Below are 21,776 nucleotides of genomic sequence, written 5' to 3'. Positions count from 1 at the left end.
TGGACGGATCTGTGGAAAACATGCGGAAAATCGCTAGCGCAACGGCAAGGGCGCGCCAAGCGGCCCGATCGGCCAACGATCCGGCAAGGTCATCCACAACGCGTTCCACACGCCTTCCGATGCACGCACAGCCTGTGGATGACGTGGACAGGCGACGCGACTCTGCAGCGAATCGCGGGCATTTGCGCCGTCAATCTGTTGGCAGAATGGGCACGAACGCCTAAGCCCCGGCATCCACGCACCAACATACAACAACATCCTTCTTTGAATCTTTTCTTCTTCTAGAAGATGGAATGAGCGGTCCTGTGAAGTTGAACCCCCAGCCCACCAAACCCCTTCTCGATGTGCTTTCAGGGAAGCGCATCGACGCCCCGCCGATGTGGCTCATGCGGCAGGCCGGGCGCTATCTTCCCGAATATCGCGCGCTGCGGGCGGAGAAGGGCGGGTTTCTCGAGCTGGTCAACGACAGCGAAGCGGCGGCCGAGGTCACGCTCCAGCCGATCCGGCGCTTCGGCTTCGACGGAGCGATCCTGTTTTCGGACATCCTCGTCGTACCGCATGCATTGGGACAGGATCTGTGGTTCGAGGCGGGCGAGGGGCCGCGACTGGCGCCCAGACTTGTGGATCATGCGTTGGAAAGCCTCACAGCGGCCCCTGAGCGGCTGAATCCGGTGTACGAGACCGTCCGCCGGGTCGCAGCCGCGCTGCCGCCCCAAACCACCTTCCTGGGCTTTGCAGGCAGCCCCTGGACCAACGCGACCTATATGGTCGCAGGGCAGGGCAGCCGCGACCAGGGCGAGACGCGCCGCATGGCCTATGCCGATCCGGGTGCGTTCGGTGCGATCATCGATGGGATCGTCGAAATGTCGATCGACTATCTGGCGAAGCAGATCGAGGCAGGGGTCGAGGCGGTCCAGCTGTTCGACAGCTGGGCCGGCTCCTTGTCGCCGGCTCAGTTCGAGCGCTGGGTGATCGCGCCCAACGCGGCGATCGTCGCCGGGCTGCGGGCGCGCTGCCCGCAAGCGAGGATCATCGGCTTTCCCAAGGGCGCCGGCGGCAAGCTCGCCGCCTATGCGCGGGAGACCGGGGTGGATGCCATCGGCCTGGACGAGACGGTCGATCCGGCCTGGGCGCATCGCGAACTGCCTGCAGACATGCCGGTGCAGGGCAATCTCGATCCGCTCGCGCTGATCGCCGGCGGCGCGGCGCTGGAGACGGCGGCAGGCCGCGTGCTTGATGCGCTGTCCGATCGCCCCCATATCTTCAATCTCGGGCACGGCATCCAGCCGGATACGCCGATCGCCCATGTCGAGCAGCTGATTGGGATCGTGCGGGGGACAGGGGGATGACCGGATTTCTGGGCGCCGCATGGCTTTGGGTCAAGGCCGCGCACATCATCTTCGTGATCTTCTGGATGGCCGGGCTGTTCATCCTGCCGCGCTATCTGGTGCATCATCAGGAAGCGCTCGGCGATCCGGCGCAGGCCAAGGCCTGGGCCGACCGCGAGGCGAAGCTGCGCCGCGTGATCCTGGTGCCGTCAATGGCATTGGTGTGGATCCTCGGCCTCGCACTGGCGATCAATCTCGGCTTGCTCGAGGGCGGCACGGGCCTTGGCTGGCTGCATGCCAAGCTGCTGCTCGTGGTTCTGCTTTCGGGCTATCATGGCTGGGCGGTGGGCTATTCGAAGCGCCTCGCCGCCGGACAGGGCAGCCTCAGCTCGCGCCAGCTGCGGATGATCAACGAGATCCCCGCGATCTTCGTCGCGTTGATCGTGATCCTGGCCGTGGTCCGCCCCCTCTGACCGCTTGACTTGAATCAAGCCCGAACCTAACGCGCAACTGTCGTGCCGCCCTCCCGGCGGCCGCGGCATCCTTCCTTTTTCCTCAAGCCATCGCTGCGCGTCCCAACGCCCGAAAACCCTTAGAGCGATCGCCACACGGACTCCCCAAATGCATTTGAAAGACCTCAAGAAAACTCCCCCCGCCGAGCTGGTGACGATGGCCGAGGAGCTCGGCGTCGAAAGCGCCTCGACGCTCCGCAAGCAGGATTTGATGTTCGCGATCCTCAAGGCCCAGGCCGAGAATGGCGAGCAGATCATGGGCGAGGGCACGATCGAAGTGCTGCAGGACGGCTTCGGCTTCCTGCGCAGCCCGCAGGCCAATTACCTGGCCGGGCCCGACGACATCTATGTCTCGCCCAACCAGGTGCGAAAATTCGGCCTGCGTACCGGCGATACGGTCGAAGGCGAGATCCGCGCGCCCAAGGACGGCGAGCGCTATTTCGCGCTCACCAAGCTGGTCAGCGTCAATTTCGACGATCCCGATGCGGTGCGCCACCGGGTCAATTTCGACAATCTGACGCCGCTCTATCCCGAGCAGAAGCTGACGCTCGACCCGGCCGATCCGACGATCAAGGACAAGAGCGCGCGCGTCATCGACATCGTCTCGCCGCAGGGCAAGGGCCAGCGCACGCTGATCGTCGCCCCCCCCCGCGTCGGCAAGACGGTGATGCTCCAGAACATCGCCAAGGCGATCACCGACAATCATCCCGAGGTGTTCCTGCTCGTCCTGCTCATCGACGAGCGGCCCGAGGAAGTCACCGACATGCAGCGTTCGGTGAAGGGTGAGGTCGTGTCCTCGACCTTCGACGAGCCCGCGACGCGCCACGTCCAGGTCGCCGAAATGGTGATCGAGAAGGCCAAGCGGCTGGTCGAGCACAAGAAGGATGTCGTCATCCTGCTCGACTCGATCACCCGCCTTGGCCGCGCCTACAACACCGTCGTGCCGAGCTCGGGCAAGGTGCTGACCGGCGGCGTCGACGCCAATGCGCTCCAGCGGCCCAAGCGCTTTTTCGGTGCCGCGCGCAACATCGAGGAGGGCGGCTCGCTCTCGATCATCGCCACCGCGCTGATCGACACCGGCAGCCGCATGGACGAGGTGATCTTCGAGGAGTTCAAGGGCACCGGCAATTCCGAGATCGTGCTCGACCGCAAGGTCGCGGACAAGCGCATCTTCCCGGCGCTCGACGTCGGCAAGTCGGGCACCCGCAAGGAAGAGCTGCTGGTCGAGAAGGGCACCCTCAGCAAAATGTGGGTGCTGCGCCGCATCCTCATGCAGATGGGCACCGTCGATGCGATGGAATTCCTGCTCGACAAGATGAAGGATTCGAAGACCAACGAGGACTTCTTCGATTCGATGAACCAGTAAGCGGCTTCGGGGGTTTAGCAGGGCATGTCGGAACTCTGGGGGCACATCGTCCACGATTTCGCCGGGCTGTTCGCGGGCAATGCCAGCGCATGGTTCGCGTTCGGCCAGGTGATCCTGATCGATATCGTGCTGGCGGGCGATAATGCCATCGTCATCGGCGCGCTGGCGGCGGGCCTGCCCGCGGACCAGCGCAAGAAGGTGATCCTGATCGGCATCGTCGCCGCGCTGGTGCTGCGCATCGGCTTTGCGCTGGTGGTGACTCAGCTGATGGCGGTGATCGGCCTCGTCTTCGCGGGCGGCGTACTGCTGCTGTGGGTGGCGTGGAAGATGTACCGCGAGATCGTCACGGGCGGACACAGCCCGGGATCGCCGGAGATCGAGGGCGACGAGCATTCGGGCGTGAAGCCGGCCAAGAGCTTCGCAGGTGCGGCCTGGGCGGTCGCGGTGGCCGACGTGTCGATGAGCCTCGACAACGTCCTGGCGGTCGCAGGCGCGGCACGCGCCCACCCGGGCATCCTGATGGTTGGCCTGGTCATCGCGGTCGCGCTGATGGGCGTCGCAGCGAACATCATCGCCAAATATATCGAGCGCTATCGCTGGATCGCGTGGATCGGCCTGCTGGTGATCCTCTATGTCGCCGGGTCGATGATCTATTCCGGCGTCGTCGACAAGGACATCGGGATCCTGCAGCTGTTCCAGTAAGCTATTGATCTGGAACAAGAAGGGGCGGCGTCCATTGCAGGCGCCGCCCTTTTCCTATCAGCCGATATGCTCGGCGAAGAACGCCTCGGTGCGGCTGTCGGCGAGCTGGGCGGCGGCTTCCGAGCGGCGCTTGCCCATCTCGGTCGCGAAGCCGTGATCCTCGCCCGGATAGTCGTGCAGCGTCACCCGCGGGTGATCGTCCAGCCCTTCGTGCATCTTCGCCTGGACCGCGGGCGGCACGAAGCCGTCGTCACCGGCGATATGCAGCATCAGCGGCCTGGCGATGGCGTGCTTCTCATTGAGCAGCCCGTCGATCCCGACCGCGTAATAGCCCACGCTGGCATCGCTGTCGGTGCGCGCCGCGGTCATATAGGCAAGGCGGCCGCCGAGGCAGTAGCCGGTGACGCCGACCTTGCCGCCGGTTGCGGCGCGGGCGGCGCGGATCGTCGCCTCGATATCCTCGATTCCCTTGTCCTGATCGAACTTGCCGAACAGGTCGAGCCCGCGCTGGAACTGGTCGGGCAGGTCGGGGTCGAGCTCGATGCCTGGCTCGATCCGCCAGAACAGGTCGGGCGCGAAGGTGACGTAACCCTTCGACGCCCAATAATCGCATTTGCGGCGGATTCCTTCGTTCACCCCGAACACTTCCTGGATCACGACGATCGCGCCGCGCGCGGTTCCTTCGGGATCGGCGCGGTAGGCAGTGAAGCTGCCGGTGTCGGCGAGGCTGCGGATCGTGGTGGTCGCCATGCTGATCTCCCGTCAAAGATGGCGCTGCTCATGTTCGAGCAGCCATTGCTTGGTGGCGGGGCCTTCGCCCGCTGAATAGGAACCCAATGCCCCGCCTGCACCCAGAACGCGATGGCAGGGAACGACAATCGGGAACGGGTTGCGCGCGCAGAGCTGGCCGATCGCACGCGGCCCAGAGCCGAGCCGCCGCGCGAGTGCGCCGTAACTCGCCGTTTCACCGTAGCGCAGCGCGATCAGCCCGTCACGCAGCACGCGTCCGCGCGGCGATGCGATCGCTGGGAGCGGAAGGTCGAACATCTTGAGATCACCCGAGAAATAGGCGCGAAGCTGGTCGGAGGCTTCACGAACCGCGACGGTGTCGCCGGATCGGGGCGAGCCTTCGGCGCCCAGGTGAATGCGCAACAGCGATGTCGTATCGCCTTCGATCAGGATCGGACCGATGGGCGTTGCGATCAGGGCATGGTCGCGCGCATACATGAGTGCAGCGTAGGGCAGGGCAAGCGTCCGGCTCAAGCGGAGAAGAGCCTATGAAGATCAATGTCGAAATCGATTGCACGCCCGAGGAAGCCCGGCGCACGATGGGTCTGCCCGATTTCACGCCCGTCCATGAGCATTATATCAAGCTGCTGCTCGATTCGATGGACAAGGGGATGGTGAACCCAGAGATGATCGAGACGATGATGAAGGGCTGGATGCCGATGGGCGAGGCCGGGATGAATTTCTGGCGCGGGATGTTCGACATGACCAAGTTCGAAGGCGGCAAGCGCGGCGAGTGACCGACACGATCTTTGCGCTTTCCAGCGGGCAGCCGCCCGCGGCGATCGGCGTGATCCGCATTTCAGGACCGGACGCGTTCGCGGCGGTAGAGGCGCTGGCGGGAAATTTGCCGCCGCCGCGCCGCGCTTCGCTGCGAAGCTTGCGAAGGTCGCCCACAGACGGGACGCATCTCGACCGAGCGCTGGTGCTGGTGTTTCCGGGACCGGAAACCGCGACCGGCGAGGATCTGGCCGAGCTGCATCTTCATGGCGGCCGCGCGGTGGTGCGTGCGGTAGAGGCGGCGCTGGCGGCGATCCCCGGCCTGCGGGGCGCTGAGGCGGGGGAGTTCACCCGCCGTGCACTTGCCAATGGCCGGATCGACCTGACCGAGGCCGAGGGGCTTGCCGACCTGCTTGCCGCCGAGACCGAGGCGCAGCGGCGCGCCGCGATGCGCGTGGCGGAAGGCGGCATCCGCCAGCGGATCGAAGGCTGGGCGGCGCGGACGCTGCAGCTCTCTGCTTCGGTGGAGGCGTTGCTCGATCATGCCGATGAAGGGGATGTCGCGGCGGAAGCGGGAATGCTCGACCGGTTGGGGGAGGGCGCGCGGGCACTCGCGGGCGAGATCGACGCCGTGCTCGCCGAGCCGGGAGTCGAGCGGTTGCGCGACGGGATTCGCGTCGTGCTCGCGGGGCCGCCCAATGCCGGCAAGTCGACCTTGCTCAACGCGCTGGCGGAGCGAGAGGCGGCGATCGTCTCGCCGCTCGCCGGCACTACGCGCGACAGGATCGAGGCGCCGGTGATGCGCGGAGGCGTCGCCTATCTGCTGACCGACACCGCCGGGCTGCACGATGCACCATCGGATATGGTCGAGGAGATCGGCATCGCGCGCGCGCAGGAGGCACTCGACCAGGCGGACCTGATCCTGTGGCTCGACGACGCATCCCCGCCAGCGCTGACGGCGCCGCACATCCTGATCCATGCGCGCGCGGATGATTCGGCGCGTGCGACTGCGGTCGCGGGCCGGCTGGCCGTGTCCGCGCATACCGGGGAAGGGATCGCCCGGCTGTGGGATCGGATCGCTGGCGCGGCGCGCGCGATGCTGCCTGCGAGCGACGCGATCCCCCTCAACCGCCGCCAGCGCGACCTGGCTGCGCGCGCTTCAGCTGCCTTGCGCAGTGCAGGGGAGGAGAGGGATCCGCTCCTGGTAGCCGAGGATTTGCGCCAAGCATTGCGCGTCTTCGACCGCATCACTGGCGCCGCCGATGTCGAAGCGATGCTCGACACGCTGTTCGGGCGCTTCTGCATCGGCAAATGATGTTCCACGTGGAACGCTTTTGACCGCAGCACCGCACGGCGCTATTTCGACAGCCATGCGGACATGGGATGTGATCGTGATCGGCGGCGGGCATGCCGGCACCGAAGCGGCGGCTGCGGCTGCGCGCTGCGGCGCGCGCACTGCGCTTATCACCTTCGATCCCGCGACGCTGGGTGCGATGTCCTGCAATCCGGCGATCGGCGGGCTGGGCAAGGGTCATCTCGTCCGCGAGGCCGATGCCCTTGATGGCCTGATCGGCCGCGCTGCGGATCAGGCCGCGATCCACTATCGCCTGCTCAACCGCTCCAAGGGGCCGGCGGTTCAGGGGCCGCGCGTCCAGGCCGATCGCAAGCGCTATGCCGCCGCGATCCAAGCCATGCTCGCGCAGCAGCCGGGCCTTGATATCGTTGCCGGCGAGGCGATCGGGCTGATCGTTGAGCGGGGGCGGGCGACCGGTATCCGGCTCGCCGACGGTGAGAGCCTGATCTGCGCCGCGGTCGTCATCGCGAGCGGAACCTTCCTGGGCGGCCGCATCTTCCGCGGCGAGGAACGTGAGGCTGGCGGTCGGGTGGGAGAGCGCGCGGCGACGGCATTGGGCATGCAGCTTCGCGAGCTCGGGCTGCCGGTCACGCGCCTCAAGACCGGAACGCCGCCGCGGCTCGATGGCCGCACCATCGACTGGGGAGCGCTCGAGGAGCAGCCTTCCGACTCCGAACCCTGGCGCATGTCGCCGCTCACCGCGACGCCACGTCTGCCGCAGCTCGCATGCGCGATCACCCGCACCACGCAGCAAACCCACGATATCATCCGCGGGGGACTCGACCGCTCGCCGCTGTTCAGCGGGGCGATCGAGGCGGGCGGCCCGCGCTACTGCCCGTCGATCGAGGACAAGATCTTCCGCTTCGGCGATCGTGACGGCCATCAGGTCTTTCTGGAGCCGGAAGGGCTGGACACCAACCTGGTCTATCCCAACGGCCTCTCGACGTCGCTCCCCGTCGATGTGCAGGCGGCGATGATCGCGTCGATCCCGGGCCTCGCCCGTGCCGCGATCGTCACGCCGGGCTATGCGGTCGAGTATGACCATGTCGATCCGCGCTCGCTTGAGACGTCGCTCGAGAGCGGCGACGTGCCCGGCTTGTTCTGTGCGGGTCAGATCAACGGCACGACGGGCTACGAGGAAGCTGCCGCGCAGGGACTCGTCGCCGGGATCAACGCCGCGGCACTGGCGCTGGATCGTGCGCCCGTGATCTTGCCGCGTGAACTCAGTTATATCGGTGTGATGATCGACGATCTGACGCTGCAGGGCGTGACCGAACCCTATCGCATGCTCACCGCGCGCGCCGAGTACCGGCTGCGCCTACGAGCCGACAATGCCGAAACCCGGCTCGGCGCGATCGGTGAGGCGGCGGGATGCATCGGTGAACAACGCCGCGTGCAACTGGCCCGCCGCCGGGCGGGGCGCGCCGCGCTGGATATGCAGTTCGCCGAACCGCGCACCGCGCATGAACTTGGCAAGGCGGGTGCTCCGGTGTCGCAGGATGGCGCGCGCCGCAGCGCCTTTGAATGGCTGCGTTTCCCGGGCGTTACCATCGGCCATCTCGGGATCGACGTCAGCGGGGACGACCCCGATCTGCTCGCCGAGTTGATCGAGGATGCCCGTTACGCGCCTTATCTCGAGCGACAGGCGGCCGAACAGGAAGCGATGGCGCGCTCCGACGCCACGCCGATCGCGGCGGCACTCGACTATGCCGCGATTCCGGGCCTGTCGAACGAAATGGTCGAGCGTCTGTCGCTCGCCCGCCCGGCGACGGTCGGCGATGCGGCGCGGGTGCGCGGGATCACTCCGGCAGCGCTCACCGCGATCATGCTGCACATCCGGCGTGCCGCATGACCGAGGAGGAGGCGAAGGCGTGGATTCGTGAACGCTACGGTGTTTCACGTGAAACACAGCTCGCCGCCTTCGTCGATTTGCTGCGTGACGAGGCGGCGAGGCAGAATTTGATCGCGCCGTCGACGCTCGGTCAGATCTGGTCGCGGCACATTGTCGATTCGGCCCAGCTCCTCGCATATGCCCCTGAAGAGGGGGCATGGCTCGATATCGGCAGTGGGGCCGGGCTGCCTGGACTTGTCGTCGCATTGCTCCGTGACGCGCCAGTCGAGTTGGTCGAACCGCGCAAGCTGCGCACCGAGTTCCTGTCGCACGTCGCGACCTTGCTGGGCCTCGCCAATGTCACCGTCCACACCGCCAAGATCGAGCGCTCCGCAGGCCCCGCAGCGGTGATTTCCGCGCGGGCGGTTGCGCAGCTCGCCGATCTGTTTCGCATGGCCGCACATCGATCCACGTCTTCCACAGTCTGGCTGCTGCCAAAGGGCCGAAACGCGCAATCGGAGGTGGAAGAGGCACGCCGCAAATGGCATGGTTCGTTCCACGTGGAACCGAGCATTACGGCTCCCGATTCACTCATCGTCGTCGCCAGGGAGGTGCGCCCGAGATGATCTGCATCGCCATCGCGAACCAGAAGGGCGGGGTGGGCAAGACCACGAGCGCGATCAACGTCGGCACCGCGCTCGCCGCGACGGGCCAGCGGGTGCTGCTGCTCGACCTCGACCCGCAGGGCAATTGCTCGACCGGGCTCGGCATCAGCCGCGCCGATCGTGAGCGCTCGACCTACGATCTGCTGGTCGGCGACGTGACGCTGGAGGAGGTCGCGGTCGCTACGCGCGTGCCGGGACTCGATATCGTACCTGCCACCGTCGATCTTTCCGGCGCGGAGATCGAGCTGATCGAGTTCGACGCGCGCACTCATCGGCTCGACAATGCGATCGACCGCAGCGAGCAGCGCTGGGACGTGATCCTGATCGATTGCCCGCCATCGCTGGGGCTGCTGACGATCAACGCGATGGTCGCGTCGGATGCGCTGCTGGTGCCGCTGCAGTGCGAGTTCTTCGCGCTCGAAGGATTGAGCCAGCTGCTCAACACGGTCGAGCGCATCCGCAGCCGGTTCAACCCCGGCCTGTCGATCCTCGGCGTCGTTCTCACCATGTACGATCGGCGCAACCGCCTCACGGACCAGGTCGCCGACGATGTGCGCGCGGTGCTGGGCCGGGTGGTGTTCGACACGGTGATTCCGCGCAATGTCCGGCTTTCCGAGGCGCCAAGCCATGGCTTGCCCGCGCTGATCTACGATCATCGCTGCGCCGGATCGGAAGCCTATATCGCGCTCGCCCGCGAAGTGATCGATCGACTGCCCAGGCTGAGGAAGGCCGCATGACCGACGAAACCCCCGCATCCGCTTCCGTCACCCCGCTGCGCAAGCCGCGCCCCGGCCTCGGCCGCGGGCTCAGTGCGCTGCTGGGCGATGCCGAGCGTGAGGAGCCGGTCCGCCCCGGCGCCGAGCATTCGCCGGGCGTGCGGATGCTCCCGGTCAGCTCGCTCGCCCCGCACCCAGAGCAGCCGCGCCGCCATTTCGACGAGGATGCGCTCGACGAGCTCGCCAAGTCGATCGCCGCCCGCGGGCTGATCCAGCCCATCGTCGTCCGGCCGCACGGCAAGGAATACCAGATCGTCGCCGGCGAACGCCGCTGGCGCGCCGCCCAGCGCGCGCGGCTGCACGAGGTGCCGGTCATCGTTCGCGACCTGGATGAGGCCGAGACGCTCGAGATCGCGATCGTCGAGAATATCCAGCGCGAGGATCTGAACGCGATCGAGGAGGCGGAGGCCTATGCCAAGCTGATCGGCCAGTTCGGGCACACGCAGGAAGTGCTGGCGAAGATCGTCCACAAATCGCGCAGCCACATCGCCAACCTGCTGCGCCTGCTCGATCTGCCGCAAAGCGTGCGCCAGCGGGTGGTCGAGGGCGCACTGACCATGGGCCATGCCCGCGCGTTGATCGGCGCACCCGATCCCGAGAAGCTCGCGCGCATCATCGTCGAGCGCGACCTGTCGGTGCGCGAGACCGAGAAGCTCGCGCGCGAGGCCAAGCCGCGCATGGCGGGGAAGGGGGGCGCATCCGCCGATCTCGGCGCCAATGCCGATATCGCCGCACTGGAGCGCCAGCTTGGCGACGTGCTCGGGCTTAACGTCCGCATCAGCTATGGCGACAAGGGCGGAGCGATGACGCTGGCTTATTCGACGCTCGACCAGCTCGACATGATCTGCCAGCGGCTGACGGGTGAGAAAATATAATTAAATCAGATATTTGATTGAAGGTGAGGCGTTTCAACCCTCAGGTCTTGATCAGCTTGAGGTGCCTGCGGCCAGCAAAGGCTGACCGGGCGCTACCCGCCGCTGACCGATGATATCCTCCGCCGCTCCGTGATCTCGGTCCGTGTTTCACGTTCGGTTTCGCCATCGGCGTGTTTGGTCTCCAGCGTGGTGATGGCGGTTCTTCGCAGAACCGCTCCAGCCGAATCCGTCTCGAACGTCACCGACATGGTTCCGGAAATCTGCTCCTGGGCACGCTTGCGCTGCGCCGCTTCCAGCGTCTCCGGTTTTCCGGTGATCTCGCCTACCACCACGTCGGATTCGGCACGGCCGAGGCGCACGGCGTCGGGATCGATCTGCAGCATCACGGCAAACATCGCGCCATCCGGCCGGGTTTGGGTGCGGCTCAGCGTTCCCGGTCCAAGTGCGTGCGGTTCCCGGTATGGCGCACCTTCGCGCAGCGCGACCGACCGCAGATCATAGCTTTCGATCGTGGCCAGCACCGATTGCGGGTCGCATTCGATCCGAAACGCATTCCAGGTGAAGATCCAGCGCCCGCAATCGGTGCGTGTCAGGCCTGCGGCTTTCAGCCAGGCCGTGATGCGGGCCTCGATCTCCGGGCGATTGCGCAATTCGGCCGGGCCGTTCAACGGCTTCAGCACCCGTGCGGGGAATTGCCATTCACGCGCACGATCCTCGGCCGTGGCGCTGGGCGGCAGATCATATTCCAGTTCGATGCCATCGCTATGCGTCGCGATCACGCGCTCGACGATGGAAGCTCTGCCCTGCGAACTGCCGGACCCGCCATCGGTCGTCTCCGACGCGGTTTGATAGCTCCGCGTGATCTCATAAGCGTCGCCAATCTCGGGTGCGGATTGCGCGGAGGCGGGCGGAGCGAGCATCAGCAGGATTGCCACGATCCGCATTCCCATCACCGCCCCCTTGCCGCCGCCCGCGCCAGCGTCACCAGCGCCTCGTCGGCGACCACTTGCCCGGCATTGCCGCCCGCCCGCGTCATGCCGCGCTCGGCCTCGCGCACGCGCTCCACGGCGCGCGCAAGCATCGGGCTGGTCCAGCGGCGCAGCGCGATCTTGGTGCTCATCTCTTCCTTGAAGAAGACGCGGTGCTTCTTGACCACCTCGTCGGCAGAGGCGCCGCGATCGATATCGGCGCGCATCTCGGCGAGGCTCATCAGGCGCCGGACGAGCTGGCGCAGCAGCGGGATCGCGGAGACCCCGGCCTGCTCGAGCCGGGCGAGCTCGACGCCGATCTCGGCCGTGCGGCCCTCGACCACCGCCTCGATCGCGCTCTGCATCTCGGCGTCGCCCAGATCGGCGCCGATCGCCTCCAGCGCGGCGAGCCCCGCCTCGCGCGGGCGGTCGGGCGCTGCGTCGAGATAGATGGAGAGCTTCTCGATCTCGCGCGCCAGCACCGCGCGATCGCCGCCCGACAGCGCCGCCAGCCGCTCGGCGGTGCCGTTGACCAGCCGAAGCCCGTTCTCGCGCGCGATTCCCGCGGCAAGCTGGGCGGCGTTGCGCGCGTCGGGGACATAGCAGGCGTGCGCCATCGCATTGGGTGCGGCAAGGACCAGCTTCAGCAGCCGTCCGGTCCCCTTGAGGGCGCCGCCGACGGCGACCACCGGATTGCCCGCCACCTCGGCTTCCAGCAGCAGCCGGATCGCCTCGGCCCCGTCATCATCGATCCCCGCGACGCGAACGTACCGCGCGCCGCCGAACAGCGAGAGCGACGCCGCTTCCCCTGCCAGCCGCCCGGGATCGCCCTTGAGCGAGGAACCCTCGATATCGACCCGCTCGGCCTCGGCGCCCATCGCCCGGCCCAGCCGCGCGGCGAGGTCGTTGGCGCCGGCCTCGTCCGGGCCATAGACCAGGAACAGGCGGATATCCGGCCCGGGCTTGTCCAGCCGGGCACGGATCTGCGCTTCGCTGGCCTTCACTTGGCTTCGGCGGCGCGCGCGTAGCGGGCGAGGCGCGCGACGATCTGGTCGGCGACGATGCCCGACAGCCGCTCGAGCGCGCTCTTCTCGGCTGCGATCGTCGCATATTCCGAACCCGCGACGTCGATGCCGGCGTCGGAGCCGGCGGTGGCGTCGAGCACCACCTGTCCCGTGGCCAGCTCGACCAGCTGGTAGCGTGCGCGCAAGGTGCGCCGCTCGCGCGTCACCACATCGTCGCGGCGCACGCCCAGGCCCTCGATGCGGTCGTCGAGCTTGATGTCGAGCCGGTAGGCGGGGGTGCCGCTGCGCGTCGCCTCGATCCGGTCGCGCACCGCGTTGGCGACCAGCCAGCCGGATTCGCCCTCGATCGGCGCGACCTCGACTCCCGAGAGCATCGTCTGCACCGGCCCGTCGACGCCGCCGCCATAAAGGGGACGCAACCCGCCGCAGCCGCTCAATGCGAGCGCCGTGAGCGCGAGCAGGGCGGGGGCGATCCTCATGCGACGATATTCACCAGACGGTCGGGCACGACGATCACCTTCCTCGGAGCGGCACCGTCCAGAATGCGCTGCACATTCGGGTTTGCCAAGGCCATCGCCTCAAGGGCGTCCTTCGCTTCGCCCTTCGCGGCCTTCACCGTGTCGCGCAGCTTGCCGTTGACCTGGATCGCGATCGTCACCTCGTCATCGACCAGCAGCGCGGGATCGGCCTGCGGCCATTCGGCATCGGCGATCAGCCCGTCATTGCCCATCGCGGCCCAGGCTTCCTCGGCCAGATGCGGGGTCATCGGCGCGGCGAGCAGGATGATCGTGCGGACCGCATTGGCGCGCGAAGCGCTGGCCGGCGCCTTCTCGATCGCGTTGACCAGCGCATAGAGCTTGGCGACGGCCTTGTTGAACTGAAGCCCCTCGATATCCGACGCGACGCCGGCGATCGTCTGGTGGAGGATGCGGTCGAGTGGCTTGTCCTCGCCCTGCCAGTCGCCGAGGCCGTCGAACAGGCGCCACAGCCGCTGGACGAAGCGCCATGCCCCCTCGATCCCGTTCTCGGTCCACTCCAGATCGCGCTCGGGCGGCGAATCCGACAGCACGAACCAGCGCACCGCGTCCGCGCCATATTGGTCGACGATCGGCTCGGGATCGACGGTGTTCTTCTTGGACTTGGACATCTTCTCGATGCGGCCGACGCTCGCCGGATTGCCGCTCGATTCCTCGATCCAGATCTCGCCCTTGCGCACCACCTCGCCCGGCGACAACCAGCGGCCGTCGGCGGACTTGTAGGTCTCGTGCGTCACCATGCCCTGGGTGAACAGCCCCTCGAACGGCTCGGCGATGTCGATCATGCCGATCCGCTTGAGCGCGCGCGTCCAGAAGCGGGCGTAGAGCAGGTGCAGGATCGCATGCTCGACCCCGCCGATATACTGGTTCACCGGCAGCCATTGCTCGGCGACCGCGCGGTCGAACGGCTTGTCGCCGGGCTGGCTGGCGAAGCGGATGAAGTACCAGCTCGAATCGACGAAGGTGTCGAGCGTGTCGGTCTCGCGCCGCGCCGGCTTGCCGCAGCTTGGGCAATCGACGTGCCGCCAGGTCGGGTGCCGGTCGAGCGGGTTGCCGGGAATGTCGAAGCTGACGTCCTCGGGCAGCACCACGGGGAGCTGCTTCTTGGGCACCGGCACCACGCCGCACGCTTCGCAATGGATGATCGGGATCGGCGTGCCCCAATAGCGCTGGCGGCTCACGCCCCAGTCGCGCAGGCGCCACACGGTCGTTCCGGTCCCCCAGCCCTCCGTCTCGGCCCGGCGGATCACCTCGCGCTTGGCCGCGTCCACATTGAGGCCATCCAGGAAGCGGGAATGGACAAGCGTTCCCGGGCCGGACCAAACTTCGTTCGTTACTTGTTCCACTTTTGTGTTTTCGCCCTCCGCGACGACGCGGCGGATCGGCAGGCCGTATTTGGTGGCGAACTCGAAGTCGCGCTGGTCGTGCGCGGGCACGCCGAACACGGCGCCGGTGCCATAGTCCATCAGCACGAAGTTCGCGATATAGACCGGCAATTCCCAAGCCGGATCAAAGGGATGGACCGCACGGATGCCGGTGTCGAAGCCGAGCTTCTCCTGCGTCTCCAGCTCCGCCGCGGTGGTGCCGCCGAGCTTGCACTGCGCGATGAACGCCTCGGCCTCGGGGCTGGTCTCAGCTAGCTTGCGCGCGATCGGATGGTCCGCCGCGATCGCGACGAAGCTCGATCCGAAGATCGTGTCGGGCCGGGTGGTGAAGACCTCCACCTCCTTGAAATCGCCAGAAAGTTTGAACCGGAACTGCAGTCCCTCGGACTTGCCGATCCAGTTCTCCTGCATCAGCCGGACCTTGTCGGGCCACTTGTCGAGCGTGCTTAAGCCGTCGAGCAACTCGTCGGCGAAATCGGTGATCTTGAGGAACCACTGGTTCAATTTCTTCTTCTCGACCAGCGCGCCCGAGCGCCAACCGCGGCCGTCGATCACCTGTTCATTGGCGAGCACGGTCATGTCGACCGGATCCCAGTTGACCGTCGATTCCTTGCGATAGACGAGGCCATTGACGAACAGGTCGAGGAACAAGGCCTGCTCGTGCCCGTAATAATCGGGTTCGCACGTTGCCAGCTCGCGGCTCCAGTCGATGGCGAGGCCGAGGCGCTTCAGCTGCGCGCGCATCGTCGCAATATTGTCGCGGGTCCAGCCGCCAGGGTGGACCTTCTTCTCCATCGCCGCATTCTCGGCAGGCATGCCGAACGCGTCCCAGCCCATCGGGTGGAGCACTTCCATGCCGCGCATCCGGCGATAGCGCGTCAGCACGTCGCCCATCGTATAGTTGCGGACATGCCCCATATGGATGCGCCCCGAGGGGTAGGGGAACATCTCGAGCACGTAGGACTTGGGCTTGGGCGAGCTGTCGTCCGCGGCGAAGGTGCCGCGTTCCTCCCACAGCTTCTGCCACGCAGAATCGGCTTTCAGCGCGTTGAACCGCGACACATTCATTCCTTACATTTCGGAGCGGCGGGCCATCCCGCCCTTCCTTAATCCTCGACGATCGCCGCGCGGCGCAGGTCGCGGGCGCGGGTCAGGATGATATCCTCGATCTTCTGCACCGTGGACGCCTCGACCGGCGAATCGACCCACTGGCCGTTCCGGTTCACCTGACGCTGCGCGCTGACGCGAAGCGCATCGGCGCGAAGATCCTGGTCGAGGATCGCCACCGTCAGCTTGGTCCGCTCGGTCTGGAGGTTCGGGTTCACATACCAGTCGGTGACGATCACGCCGCCGTTCGAGTCGGTCTGCATGATCGGCGCAAACGAAACGGTGTCGAGCGCCGCGCGCCACAGATAGGCGTTGACGCCGATCGTGGTCACCTTCGACGCGGCGAGATCCGCGCGGGGGCGATCCTTGCCGCCGCCGCATGCGGCGAGCGGAGCCGTGAGGCTCAGGGCAACGCTGCCCAGGATCGCGGTGCGCAACAGGCGGTTCATCGGCATCTTCCTATGGGAAACTCTAAGGGTGGCGAGCATCTATAGATCGTCATGCGCCCGCCGCAAGCGCAAGCCGCCGTGCGCCTCTCGAGGCCCCCTATGTGCGCCTTGTGCAACACATATGACGAAAAGCGATTCCGGCGGTGGAACATTGCGGCGGAATCATGGTAGGCGCTGAGTCACGGTAGGGGATGAAATGAGCGTTCGGCGACTCATGACTGGCTTCGGGATCGGCGCGCTGGGCGCAGCCGGCTTGGTCGTCGCGCCTGCGCTTCTCGCACAAACCGCGCCGCAGCAGCGAATCGCCACTGCGAAGCGCGCCACGTCGATCGGCAGCATTGGCACCTTCACTCCTGCCGCCGCAGATCCCAAGCTTGCTGCAGTCCTTGCGCGTAGCGGCCTGAGCGGCAGCGGCTTCCGGTTCACGCCGGCCGATTCGGCGCGTGCGACCGGCCGCAGCGTCACCGTCGCGGTGCGCGCACGGACCGCGCGTCCGGCTGCCGCGCTGGCGGATCGCGGTGCAGCGGCGCCCGCCGCCGTCACGCTCCAGCCGATCGCGTATAATCTGGGCGTTTCGGTGGGGTGGAAGCGCTTCGCCGTCTCGGGCGATCTCTCCAAGCTTGATCTGGCAGGCCAGCCCGGCAGCCGCGAAGCGGTCGATCTGGGTCTTAGCTATACCGGAAAGCGCGCGTCGGGCCGGATCAAGGCCGGAGCCGAGCGTCCGCTTGACGGTGCGCCGCGCCTGATCGCGGCCGATCCCAGCTATTCGATCGATGTCGGGGGCTCCTATTCGCTGACCCGCAACCTCGATCTGACCGCGGGCGTGCGCTACAAGTCCGAAGAGAACCGCCTGCCGCAGCTGACCGACAACCGCCGCGACAGCCAGGCGGTCTATGTCGGCACCGCGATCCGTTTCTGATCCGCCCAGGCGTCGATACCCGCCCAGCCATGAACGCCTAGCGGCCTGAGCGCGCGCCAGCGGCGTTCGTTCATTCCGCCGAGAGCGATGACGGGAGCGTTCAGTCCGCGAATCAGGAATCCGAGCCGTGCGGGTCCGAGCGTCCGCGCGCCCGGGTGCGAGCGGGTCGGATGCACCGGCGAGACGAACAGCATCGCTGCGCCGTTCCGAATCGCCGCGATCGCCTCGCGCCGCGAATGAACCGGTGCGGTCAGGGCGCTGCGGTGACGGCCATGGGCAGGCGCATGACCCAGCCGGTCCGTGCCGGCGACGACCAGCATCAAGTTCCGCCGCCGCGTGAGTCGCGCCACCCGTGCGAACAGCGCGCGGCGTTCGGGCGGCGGCAGCGCATAGTGGCGCAGGATCACGCCCGACCCCTTTGGTAATGCGGCAAGGGCGTCCCAAAGCCCTTCCCCCAGCCGCTCGTCGGTCATCAGCCAGCGCCGGGGCAATTCCGTGGCAAGGGAGGGGTGGCGGCGGCGCATCGCCCCTCCTATAGCCGCGCCCATGGCATCCGACACCGCTGACTCGCGCCTTTCCGCCATCCGTGACCGAATCGCCCGCGCCGCGAAGATCGCGCGCCGCGATCCGGATGACGTCACGCTCATCGCCATCTCCAAGACGCACGAGGGTGATGCGATCCGCCCGCTGATCGTTGCGGGCCAGCGCGTGTTCGGCGAGAATCGCGTGCAGGAGGCCGCGGTCAAATGGCCGGCGCTGCGTGAGGAGACGCCGGGGATCGCACTTCACCTCGTCGGCCAGCTCCAGTCGAACAAGGCGGAAGACGCCGTGGCGCTGTTCGACGCGATCCATTCGGTGGACCGCCCTTCGCTCGTCACCGCGCTCGCCAGAGCGATGGACAAGGCGGGCCGGCGCCCGCCCTGCTTCATCCAGGTCAATATCGGGGACGAACCGCAAAAGGGCGGCTGCGCGGTCGCCGACCTTCCGGCGCTGCTCGGCGAGGCGCGCGCTGCCGCCCTGCCGGTTGCCGGGTTGATGGCCGTCCCGCCCTTCGGGGTCGACGCGGCGCCCTACTTCGCGCTGCTGGCCAAGCTCGCCCGCGACCATGACGTCACCGGCCTCAGCATGGGCATGTCGGACGATTTCGAGGCCGCGGTCACGCTCGGCGCCACGCATGTCCGCGTCGGAACTGCCCTGTTCGGAATGCGTGCATGAGCCTGCCGATCCGTTTCGACGCGCTGATCTTCGATTTCGACGGTGTGCTGCTGGAAAGCGAATATGCCGGCAACAAGCAGGTCGCCGAATATCTCACGGGAATCGGGCATCCAACCACGCCGGAAGAGTCGATGGCCAATTTCATGGGGCTGTCGGGCCGCGAGTTTCTCGACGCGATCGAGCGCTGGATCGGCCGCCCGTTGACGGAGGACTTCTACGCGGCACGCGCTGTCGAGGACCAGCGCGCGCTCGAGGAAGGGATCGAGGCGGTAGTCGGCGCGGTCGCCTTCGTCCGCTCGCTTCCCGAGGAGCTTCCGCGCGCGATCGCCTCATCGAGCAGGACGTCGTGGATCAACGGGCATCTCGACCATCTCGGCATCCGCGATGCGTTCGAGGGCCGTATCTTCAGCGGCCGCGAGCATGTGACGCGCGGCAAGCCGGCGCCGGACATCTATCTCCACGCGGCTGATGCGCTCGGCGTCGACATCACTCGCTGCGCGATTCTCGAGGATTCGCCGGTCGGCGCGACCGGGGCGGTCGCCTCGGGCGCGCATGTCATCGGCCTGTGCGCGGGGAGCCATTGCGGCGTCGGGCATGACGAGCGGCTGCGCGCGATCGGCGTCCACGACATCGCGCATGATTTCGGCGAGGTCGCCCGGCTGCTGGCTTAGCTGTGCGAGAGCATGAATTCGCGCAGCGCGATGGCATCCGCCAGCGCGTTGTGCGGCACCGCGCTGGCGGATGCGGCATCGAATCCCGGCGCATCGCACAGCTCGAAGGTGATCCGCGCGACCGGGTGGCGGTATCCCGGTCGCGCGATCAGCGCCATTGCGGCATGGGCGATATCCTCGGGCCAGTCGGCGATCACCACCGGATCGGGATCACCGGCGAGAAAGGTGGCGAGCGCGCTGCCCAGTGCCTCGCGCGTCACCGGTGTGGTGCCGAGCACGGGGAGGACATGTGTTGCCACCCAGGGAGTCGGATCGGGGCAGTCGAGCGCAGCATAGAAAGGCGCGCTCCCATCCTCCGGTGCCAGCGCCAGCGCGATCAGCGCTCCGCCGAACCCGTTGAACTCGGCATCCAGATAGTAGCGCACTAGAGCTGGTGCCCGGTGCGGTCGCGCTTGGTGGCGAGGTAGCGTTCATTGTGGGGATTGGGCGGGAGCCTGTGGGGGACGCGCTCCGCGACGGCGATCCCCGCCGCTTCGAGGCTCGCGACCTTTGCAGGGTTGTTGGTCAGCAGCCGGACGCGATCCTGCCCGAGCAGCCCGAGCATTCGCCCGGCCACGCCGAAATCGCGCGCGTCCACGGCGAATCCCAGCCGCGTATTGGCGTCGACCGTATCGAACCCCTGATCCTGCAGGGCATAGGCGCGCAGCTTGTTGATCAGGCCGATCCCGCGCCCCTCCTGCCGCAGATAGAGGAGGACGCCCCAGCCACTGTCGGCGATGGCGTGGATCGCGGCCTGGAGCTGAGGCCCGCAATCGCATTTGAGGCTGCCCAGCACGTCGCCGGTCAGGCATTCGCTGTGCAGCCGCACCAGCGGCGGCTGGCCATTGGGCTGGCCGATCAGCAGCGCGACATGCTCGTCGGGCGATTCGGGCGTGCGGAAGGCGACGATCTCGGTGTCCTCGGCGCCCGCCACCGGCAGCCGGGCGCGCGTGACGATGCGCAGCCGCACCGGATCCTCGTGCGCATCGATATCGGCAGGGGTGATCGCGTCCGCCGCTTCATCCGGGCGCACGAAGAAGGCAGGCACCAGCCCCGCGATCCGGGCAAGCCGCAGCGCCGCGGCGGCGGCATCGGTCGCGGGCACCGAAATTGCGCGGAACGGCCCCTTCAGCGGAGTCGCCAGGTCGAATTGCGGATCCGCGAGAGCGACTGCGCCGTCGAAATCGAGCCAGGGCGCGCGTTCGACCGCGACCGGCGCATCGGGCGTCGCGGCGTCGCGCTGATTGGCGAGCTTGAGCGTCGCCGCACGGCCGGCCGAGAGCAGCACCGGCGCGGTCCATGCCGGATCGAACGCGGCGAGACGTTCGGCATCGGCGGTCTCGATCGCCAGCAGCGCCAGCGTGCCGGCCTCGCCGCGGATCGCGATCGGCCATCCGCGGCGCAGCGCGTCGATCGCGCGGGCGACGGCGCGCGGATCGCTCAAAAGTCGAACTCGGTGACGATCGGGACATGGTCCGACGGCTTGAGCCAGCCGCGGCATGGCTCGCACACGCGATGCGCGGTCGCCTTCGCCGCGACGTCGCGGCTCGCCCACATATGATCGAGCCGGCGGCCGCGATCGGATGCTGCCCAGTCCCTGGCGCGGTAGCTCCACCAGGTGAAGCAGCGCTCCGGCGCGGGGATGAAATGGCGGCCAAGATCGACCCAGTCGTTCGCTGCCTGAAGCCGAGCCAGCGCCTCGACCTCGACCGGGGTGTGGCTGACGACGCTGAGCAGTTGCTTGTGGCTCCACACGTCGCATTCCAGCGGCGCGATGTTGAAATCGCCGGTCACGATCACGGGCAGATCGCCCAACCCTTCGGACCAGCGCGTCATGCGCTCGACGAAATCGAGCTTCTGGCCGAATTTGGGGTTCACCTCGCGGTCGGGGATATCCCCGCCGGCCGGCACATAGACATTCTCGAGCCGCACGCCATTGGGCAGCCGCACGCCGACATGCCGCGCCTCGCCGTTCGCCTGCCAGTCCAGCCGGTCGTCCTCGGTGACGGGCACGCGGCTGACGATGGCGACGCCGTGGTGCATGCGCTGGCCGTGGATGATGATGTGGTCATAGCCCAGCGCGCGCAGCGGGGCGTGGGGGAAATCCCCGTCGATCACCTTGGTTTCCTGAAGGCACAAGATATCGGGCGCCTCCTCGCGGAGGAATTTCTCGACGATCTCCATGCGGAAGCGGACGGAGTTGATGTTCCAGGACGCGATCTTCATGCGATCGGGGATGTAGTCGGGGAAGCCGCGCTGCGCCAGAGAGTCATTCTGCGCCTGACGGCGCTGGCGGCACCGGCCCGCTCCCCACCGGGCCACCCACTTCAAGGTATCTTCGATGGGTGGCCGGGTGGGGGAGCGGGCCGGTGCCGAGCCGCGAAGCGGCCAGCCCAAAAACGCCAAAGGCCCCCGCTCCGGGGGCATGGAGCGAGGGCCGACCTGGCGTTCGTCACGCAGGCGGGACAGGGTGGCTTCGGGCAACAGGGGGAAAAATCCCGAAAGCCCCGTCCGCACTATGGGTGTTAGCGCGCCGAAGCTGTCGCC

Annotated in this window: 24 protein-coding genes; 13 read left to right on the top strand and 11 right to left on the bottom strand. The window is 67.3% G+C overall.

All coding sequences use genetic code 11. The features are described 5' to 3' along the window. Positions 1 to 293 precede the first annotated feature (293 nt). From hemE to VGD28_RS14135, 4 genes are all read left to right on the top strand, one after another. On the top strand, positions 294 to 1,349 hold the full coding sequence (gene hemE, locus VGD28_RS14150) for a uroporphyrinogen decarboxylase (RefSeq protein ID WP_414714503.1): 1,056 nt from the start codon (positions 294 to 296) through the stop codon (positions 1,347 to 1,349). Beyond that, positions 1,346 to 1,801, top strand: coding sequence for a CopD family protein (locus VGD28_RS14145; RefSeq protein ID WP_331028991.1), 456 nt, complete (start codon positions 1,346 to 1,348; stop codon positions 1,799 to 1,801). Before hemE ends, VGD28_RS14145 begins: the two co-directional genes overlap by 4 nt. 148 nt (positions 1,802 to 1,949) lie before the next feature. Next, on the top strand, positions 1,950 to 3,206 hold the full coding sequence (gene rho / locus VGD28_RS14140) for a transcription termination factor Rho (protein ID WP_331028990.1): 1,257 nt from the start codon (positions 1,950 to 1,952) through the stop codon (positions 3,204 to 3,206). 24 nt (positions 3,207 to 3,230) lie between these two features. Beyond that, the gene (locus tag VGD28_RS14135; protein ID WP_331028989.1) at positions 3,231 to 3,908 is read left to right on the top strand and encodes a TerC family protein; all 678 of its coding nucleotides are present in this window, start codon (positions 3,231 to 3,233) and stop codon (positions 3,906 to 3,908) included. A gap of 57 nt (positions 3,909 to 3,965) precedes the next feature. Here VGD28_RS14135 and VGD28_RS14130 read toward each other — a convergent pair whose 3' ends face one another. Both VGD28_RS14130 and VGD28_RS14125 read right to left on the bottom strand, forming a co-directional pair. Further along, positions 3,966 to 4,658, bottom strand: a complete 693-nt coding sequence (locus tag VGD28_RS14130; protein ID WP_331028988.1) for a dienelactone hydrolase family protein — start codon at positions 4,656 to 4,658, stop codon at positions 3,966 to 3,968. 12 nt (positions 4,659 to 4,670) lie between these two features. After that, positions 4,671 to 5,171 (bottom strand): methylated-DNA--[protein]-cysteine S-methyltransferase, encoded by a 501-nt coding sequence (locus tag VGD28_RS14125; protein WP_331028987.1) that lies wholly within the window; start codon positions 5,169 to 5,171, stop codon positions 4,671 to 4,673. Between the two features lie 14 nt (positions 5,172 to 5,185). On the opposite strand from VGD28_RS14125, the gene VGD28_RS14120 reads away from it, so the two are divergent. Genes VGD28_RS14120 through VGD28_RS14095 form a run of 6 tightly spaced genes read left to right on the top strand, consistent with a single transcriptional unit; the run spans position 5,186 to position 10,915 of the window. Further along, positions 5,186 to 5,434, top strand: coding sequence for a DUF6489 family protein (locus VGD28_RS14120; protein ID WP_331028986.1), 249 nt, complete (start codon positions 5,186 to 5,188; stop codon positions 5,432 to 5,434). Continuing rightward, positions 5,431 to 6,729, top strand: coding sequence for a tRNA uridine-5-carboxymethylaminomethyl(34) synthesis GTPase MnmE (mnmE, locus tag VGD28_RS14115; RefSeq protein WP_331028985.1), 1,299 nt, complete (start codon positions 5,431 to 5,433; stop codon positions 6,727 to 6,729). The genes VGD28_RS14120 and mnmE overlap by 4 nt, the downstream gene beginning before the upstream one ends. 55 nt (positions 6,730 to 6,784) lie before the next feature. Further along, positions 6,785 to 8,620 (top strand): tRNA uridine-5-carboxymethylaminomethyl(34) synthesis enzyme MnmG, encoded by a 1,836-nt coding sequence (gene mnmG, locus VGD28_RS14110; RefSeq protein ID WP_331028984.1) that lies wholly within the window; start codon positions 6,785 to 6,787, stop codon positions 8,618 to 8,620. Then, entirely contained in the window at positions 8,617 to 9,225 is a 609-nt protein-coding gene (gene rsmG / locus VGD28_RS14105) for a 16S rRNA (guanine(527)-N(7))-methyltransferase RsmG (protein ID WP_331028983.1), read from the top strand. The genes mnmG and rsmG overlap by 4 nt, the downstream gene beginning before the upstream one ends. Further along, on the top strand, positions 9,222 to 10,001 hold the full coding sequence (locus tag VGD28_RS14100; protein ID WP_331028982.1) for an AAA family ATPase: 780 nt from the start codon (positions 9,222 to 9,224) through the stop codon (positions 9,999 to 10,001). The genes rsmG and VGD28_RS14100 overlap by 4 nt, the downstream gene beginning before the upstream one ends. After that, positions 9,998 to 10,915, top strand: coding sequence for a ParB/RepB/Spo0J family partition protein (locus tag VGD28_RS14095; RefSeq protein WP_331028981.1), 918 nt, complete (start codon positions 9,998 to 10,000; stop codon positions 10,913 to 10,915). The genes VGD28_RS14100 and VGD28_RS14095 overlap by 4 nt, the downstream gene beginning before the upstream one ends. A 92-nt stretch (positions 10,916 to 11,007) precedes the next feature. Here the strand turns inward: VGD28_RS14095 and VGD28_RS14090 are convergent, their stop codons facing one another. From VGD28_RS14090 to VGD28_RS14070, 5 genes are read right to left on the bottom strand one after another with little or no spacing between them, the layout of a single operon-like run. Then, positions 11,008 to 11,865 (bottom strand): hypothetical protein, encoded by an 858-nt coding sequence (locus tag VGD28_RS14090; protein WP_331028980.1) that lies wholly within the window; start codon positions 11,863 to 11,865, stop codon positions 11,008 to 11,010. After that, on the bottom strand, positions 11,865 to 12,887 hold the full coding sequence (gene holA / locus VGD28_RS14085) for a DNA polymerase III subunit delta (RefSeq protein ID WP_331028979.1): 1,023 nt from the start codon (positions 12,885 to 12,887) through the stop codon (positions 11,865 to 11,867). Before holA ends, VGD28_RS14090 begins: the two co-directional genes overlap by 1 nt. Continuing rightward, positions 12,884 to 13,387 (bottom strand): LPS assembly lipoprotein LptE, encoded by a 504-nt coding sequence (gene lptE, locus VGD28_RS14080; protein ID WP_331028978.1) that lies wholly within the window; start codon positions 13,385 to 13,387, stop codon positions 12,884 to 12,886. The genes holA and lptE overlap by 4 nt, the downstream gene beginning before the upstream one ends. Beyond that, positions 13,384 to 15,891: a leucine--tRNA ligase gene (gene leuS / locus VGD28_RS14075; RefSeq protein ID WP_331028977.1), complete on the bottom strand. Its 2,508-nt coding sequence runs from the start codon at positions 15,889 to 15,891 to the stop codon at positions 13,384 to 13,386. Before leuS ends, lptE begins: the two co-directional genes overlap by 4 nt. A 44-nt stretch (positions 15,892 to 15,935) precedes the next feature. Beyond that, entirely contained in the window at positions 15,936 to 16,385 is a 450-nt protein-coding gene (locus tag VGD28_RS14070; protein ID WP_331028976.1) for a DUF3576 domain-containing protein, read from the bottom strand. Positions 16,386 to 16,581: 196 nt separating this feature from the next. Between VGD28_RS14070 and VGD28_RS14065 the strand changes: the two genes are divergently transcribed. Further along, positions 16,582 to 17,304 carry a hypothetical protein gene (locus VGD28_RS14065; protein ID WP_331028975.1) on the top strand — a complete coding sequence of 241 codons (723 nt, stop codon included), beginning with the start codon at positions 16,582 to 16,584 and terminating at the stop codon, positions 17,302 to 17,304. Here the strand turns inward: VGD28_RS14065 and VGD28_RS14060 are convergent. Beyond that, positions 17,277 to 17,828, bottom strand: a complete 552-nt coding sequence (locus tag VGD28_RS14060; protein ID WP_331028974.1) for a thiamine phosphate synthase — start codon at positions 17,826 to 17,828, stop codon at positions 17,277 to 17,279. The genes VGD28_RS14065 and VGD28_RS14060 overlap by 28 nt on opposite strands. A gap of 22 nt (positions 17,829 to 17,850) precedes the next feature. Here VGD28_RS14060 and VGD28_RS14055 point away from each other — a divergent pair, with 22 nt between their 5' ends. Then, the gene (locus VGD28_RS14055; protein ID WP_331028973.1) at positions 17,851 to 18,519 is read left to right on the top strand and encodes a YggS family pyridoxal phosphate-dependent enzyme; all 669 of its coding nucleotides are present in this window, start codon (positions 17,851 to 17,853) and stop codon (positions 18,517 to 18,519) included. Further along, positions 18,516 to 19,190: an HAD family phosphatase gene (locus VGD28_RS14050; protein WP_331028972.1), complete on the top strand. Its 675-nt coding sequence runs from the start codon at positions 18,516 to 18,518 to the stop codon at positions 19,188 to 19,190. The genes VGD28_RS14055 and VGD28_RS14050 overlap by 4 nt, the downstream gene beginning before the upstream one ends. On the opposite strand, the gene VGD28_RS14045 is transcribed toward VGD28_RS14050, so the two are convergent. The 3 genes from VGD28_RS14045 to VGD28_RS14035 are packed head-to-tail and all read right to left on the bottom strand — an operon-like array spanning position 19,187 to position 21,455. Next, complete coding sequence (locus VGD28_RS14045) at positions 19,187 to 19,615, bottom strand: hypothetical protein (protein ID WP_331028971.1); 429 nt, start codon at positions 19,613 to 19,615, stop codon at positions 19,187 to 19,189. The two genes, VGD28_RS14050 and VGD28_RS14045, sit on opposite strands and share 4 nt — an antisense overlap. Then, positions 19,615 to 20,673, bottom strand: coding sequence for a GTP cyclohydrolase II (ribA, locus tag VGD28_RS14040; RefSeq protein WP_331028970.1), 1,059 nt, complete (start codon positions 20,671 to 20,673; stop codon positions 19,615 to 19,617). The genes VGD28_RS14045 and ribA overlap by 1 nt, the downstream gene beginning before the upstream one ends. Further along, positions 20,670 to 21,455 (bottom strand): exodeoxyribonuclease III, encoded by a 786-nt coding sequence (locus tag VGD28_RS14035; protein WP_331028969.1) that lies wholly within the window; start codon positions 21,453 to 21,455, stop codon positions 20,670 to 20,672. The genes ribA and VGD28_RS14035 overlap by 4 nt, the downstream gene beginning before the upstream one ends. Positions 21,456 to 21,776: the final 321 nt, after the last annotated feature.

Source organism: Sphingomonas sp. (assembly GCF_036402235.1).
Lineage (GTDB): Bacteria > Pseudomonadota > Alphaproteobacteria > Sphingomonadales > Sphingomonadaceae > Sphingomonas.
This window is presented reverse-complemented; position numbering and strand designations above follow the sequence as displayed.

Coding starts and splice junctions, on each gene's coding strand:
- hemE (WP_414714503.1), top strand. CDS start 294: ATGAGCGGTCCTGTGAAGTTGAACCCCCAGCCCACCAAACCCCTTCTC.
- VGD28_RS14145 (WP_331028991.1), top strand. CDS start 1,346: ATGACCGGATTTCTGGGCGCCGCATGGCTTTGGGTCAAGGCCGCGCAC.
- rho (WP_331028990.1), top strand. CDS start 1,950: ATGCATTTGAAAGACCTCAAGAAAACTCCCCCCGCCGAGCTGGTGACG.
- VGD28_RS14135 (WP_331028989.1), top strand. CDS start 3,231: ATGTCGGAACTCTGGGGGCACATCGTCCACGATTTCGCCGGGCTGTTC.
- VGD28_RS14130 (WP_331028988.1), bottom strand. CDS start 4,658: ATGGCGACCACCACGATCCGCAGCCTCGCCGACACCGGCAGCTTCACT.
- VGD28_RS14120 (WP_331028986.1), top strand. CDS start 5,186: ATGAAGATCAATGTCGAAATCGATTGCACGCCCGAGGAAGCCCGGCGC.
- mnmG (WP_331028984.1), top strand. CDS start 6,785: ATGCGGACATGGGATGTGATCGTGATCGGCGGCGGGCATGCCGGCACC.
- rsmG (WP_331028983.1), top strand. CDS start 8,617: ATGACCGAGGAGGAGGCGAAGGCGTGGATTCGTGAACGCTACGGTGTT.
- VGD28_RS14100 (WP_331028982.1), top strand. CDS start 9,222: ATGATCTGCATCGCCATCGCGAACCAGAAGGGCGGGGTGGGCAAGACC.
- VGD28_RS14095 (WP_331028981.1), top strand. CDS start 9,998: ATGACCGACGAAACCCCCGCATCCGCTTCCGTCACCCCGCTGCGCAAG.
- VGD28_RS14090 (WP_331028980.1), bottom strand. CDS start 11,865: ATGGGAATGCGGATCGTGGCAATCCTGCTGATGCTCGCTCCGCCCGCC.
- lptE (WP_331028978.1), bottom strand. CDS start 13,387: ATGAGGATCGCCCCCGCCCTGCTCGCGCTCACGGCGCTCGCATTGAGC.
- VGD28_RS14070 (WP_331028976.1), bottom strand. CDS start 16,385: ATGAACCGCCTGTTGCGCACCGCGATCCTGGGCAGCGTTGCCCTGAGC.
- VGD28_RS14065 (WP_331028975.1), top strand. CDS start 16,582: ATGAGCGTTCGGCGACTCATGACTGGCTTCGGGATCGGCGCGCTGGGC.
- VGD28_RS14060 (WP_331028974.1), bottom strand. CDS start 17,828: ATGCGCCGCCGCCACCCCTCCCTTGCCACGGAATTGCCCCGGCGCTGG.
- VGD28_RS14055 (WP_331028973.1), top strand. CDS start 17,851: ATGGCATCCGACACCGCTGACTCGCGCCTTTCCGCCATCCGTGACCGA.
- VGD28_RS14050 (WP_331028972.1), top strand. CDS start 18,516: ATGAGCCTGCCGATCCGTTTCGACGCGCTGATCTTCGATTTCGACGGT.
- VGD28_RS14035 (WP_331028969.1), bottom strand. CDS start 21,455: ATGAAGATCGCGTCCTGGAACATCAACTCCGTCCGCTTCCGCATGGAG.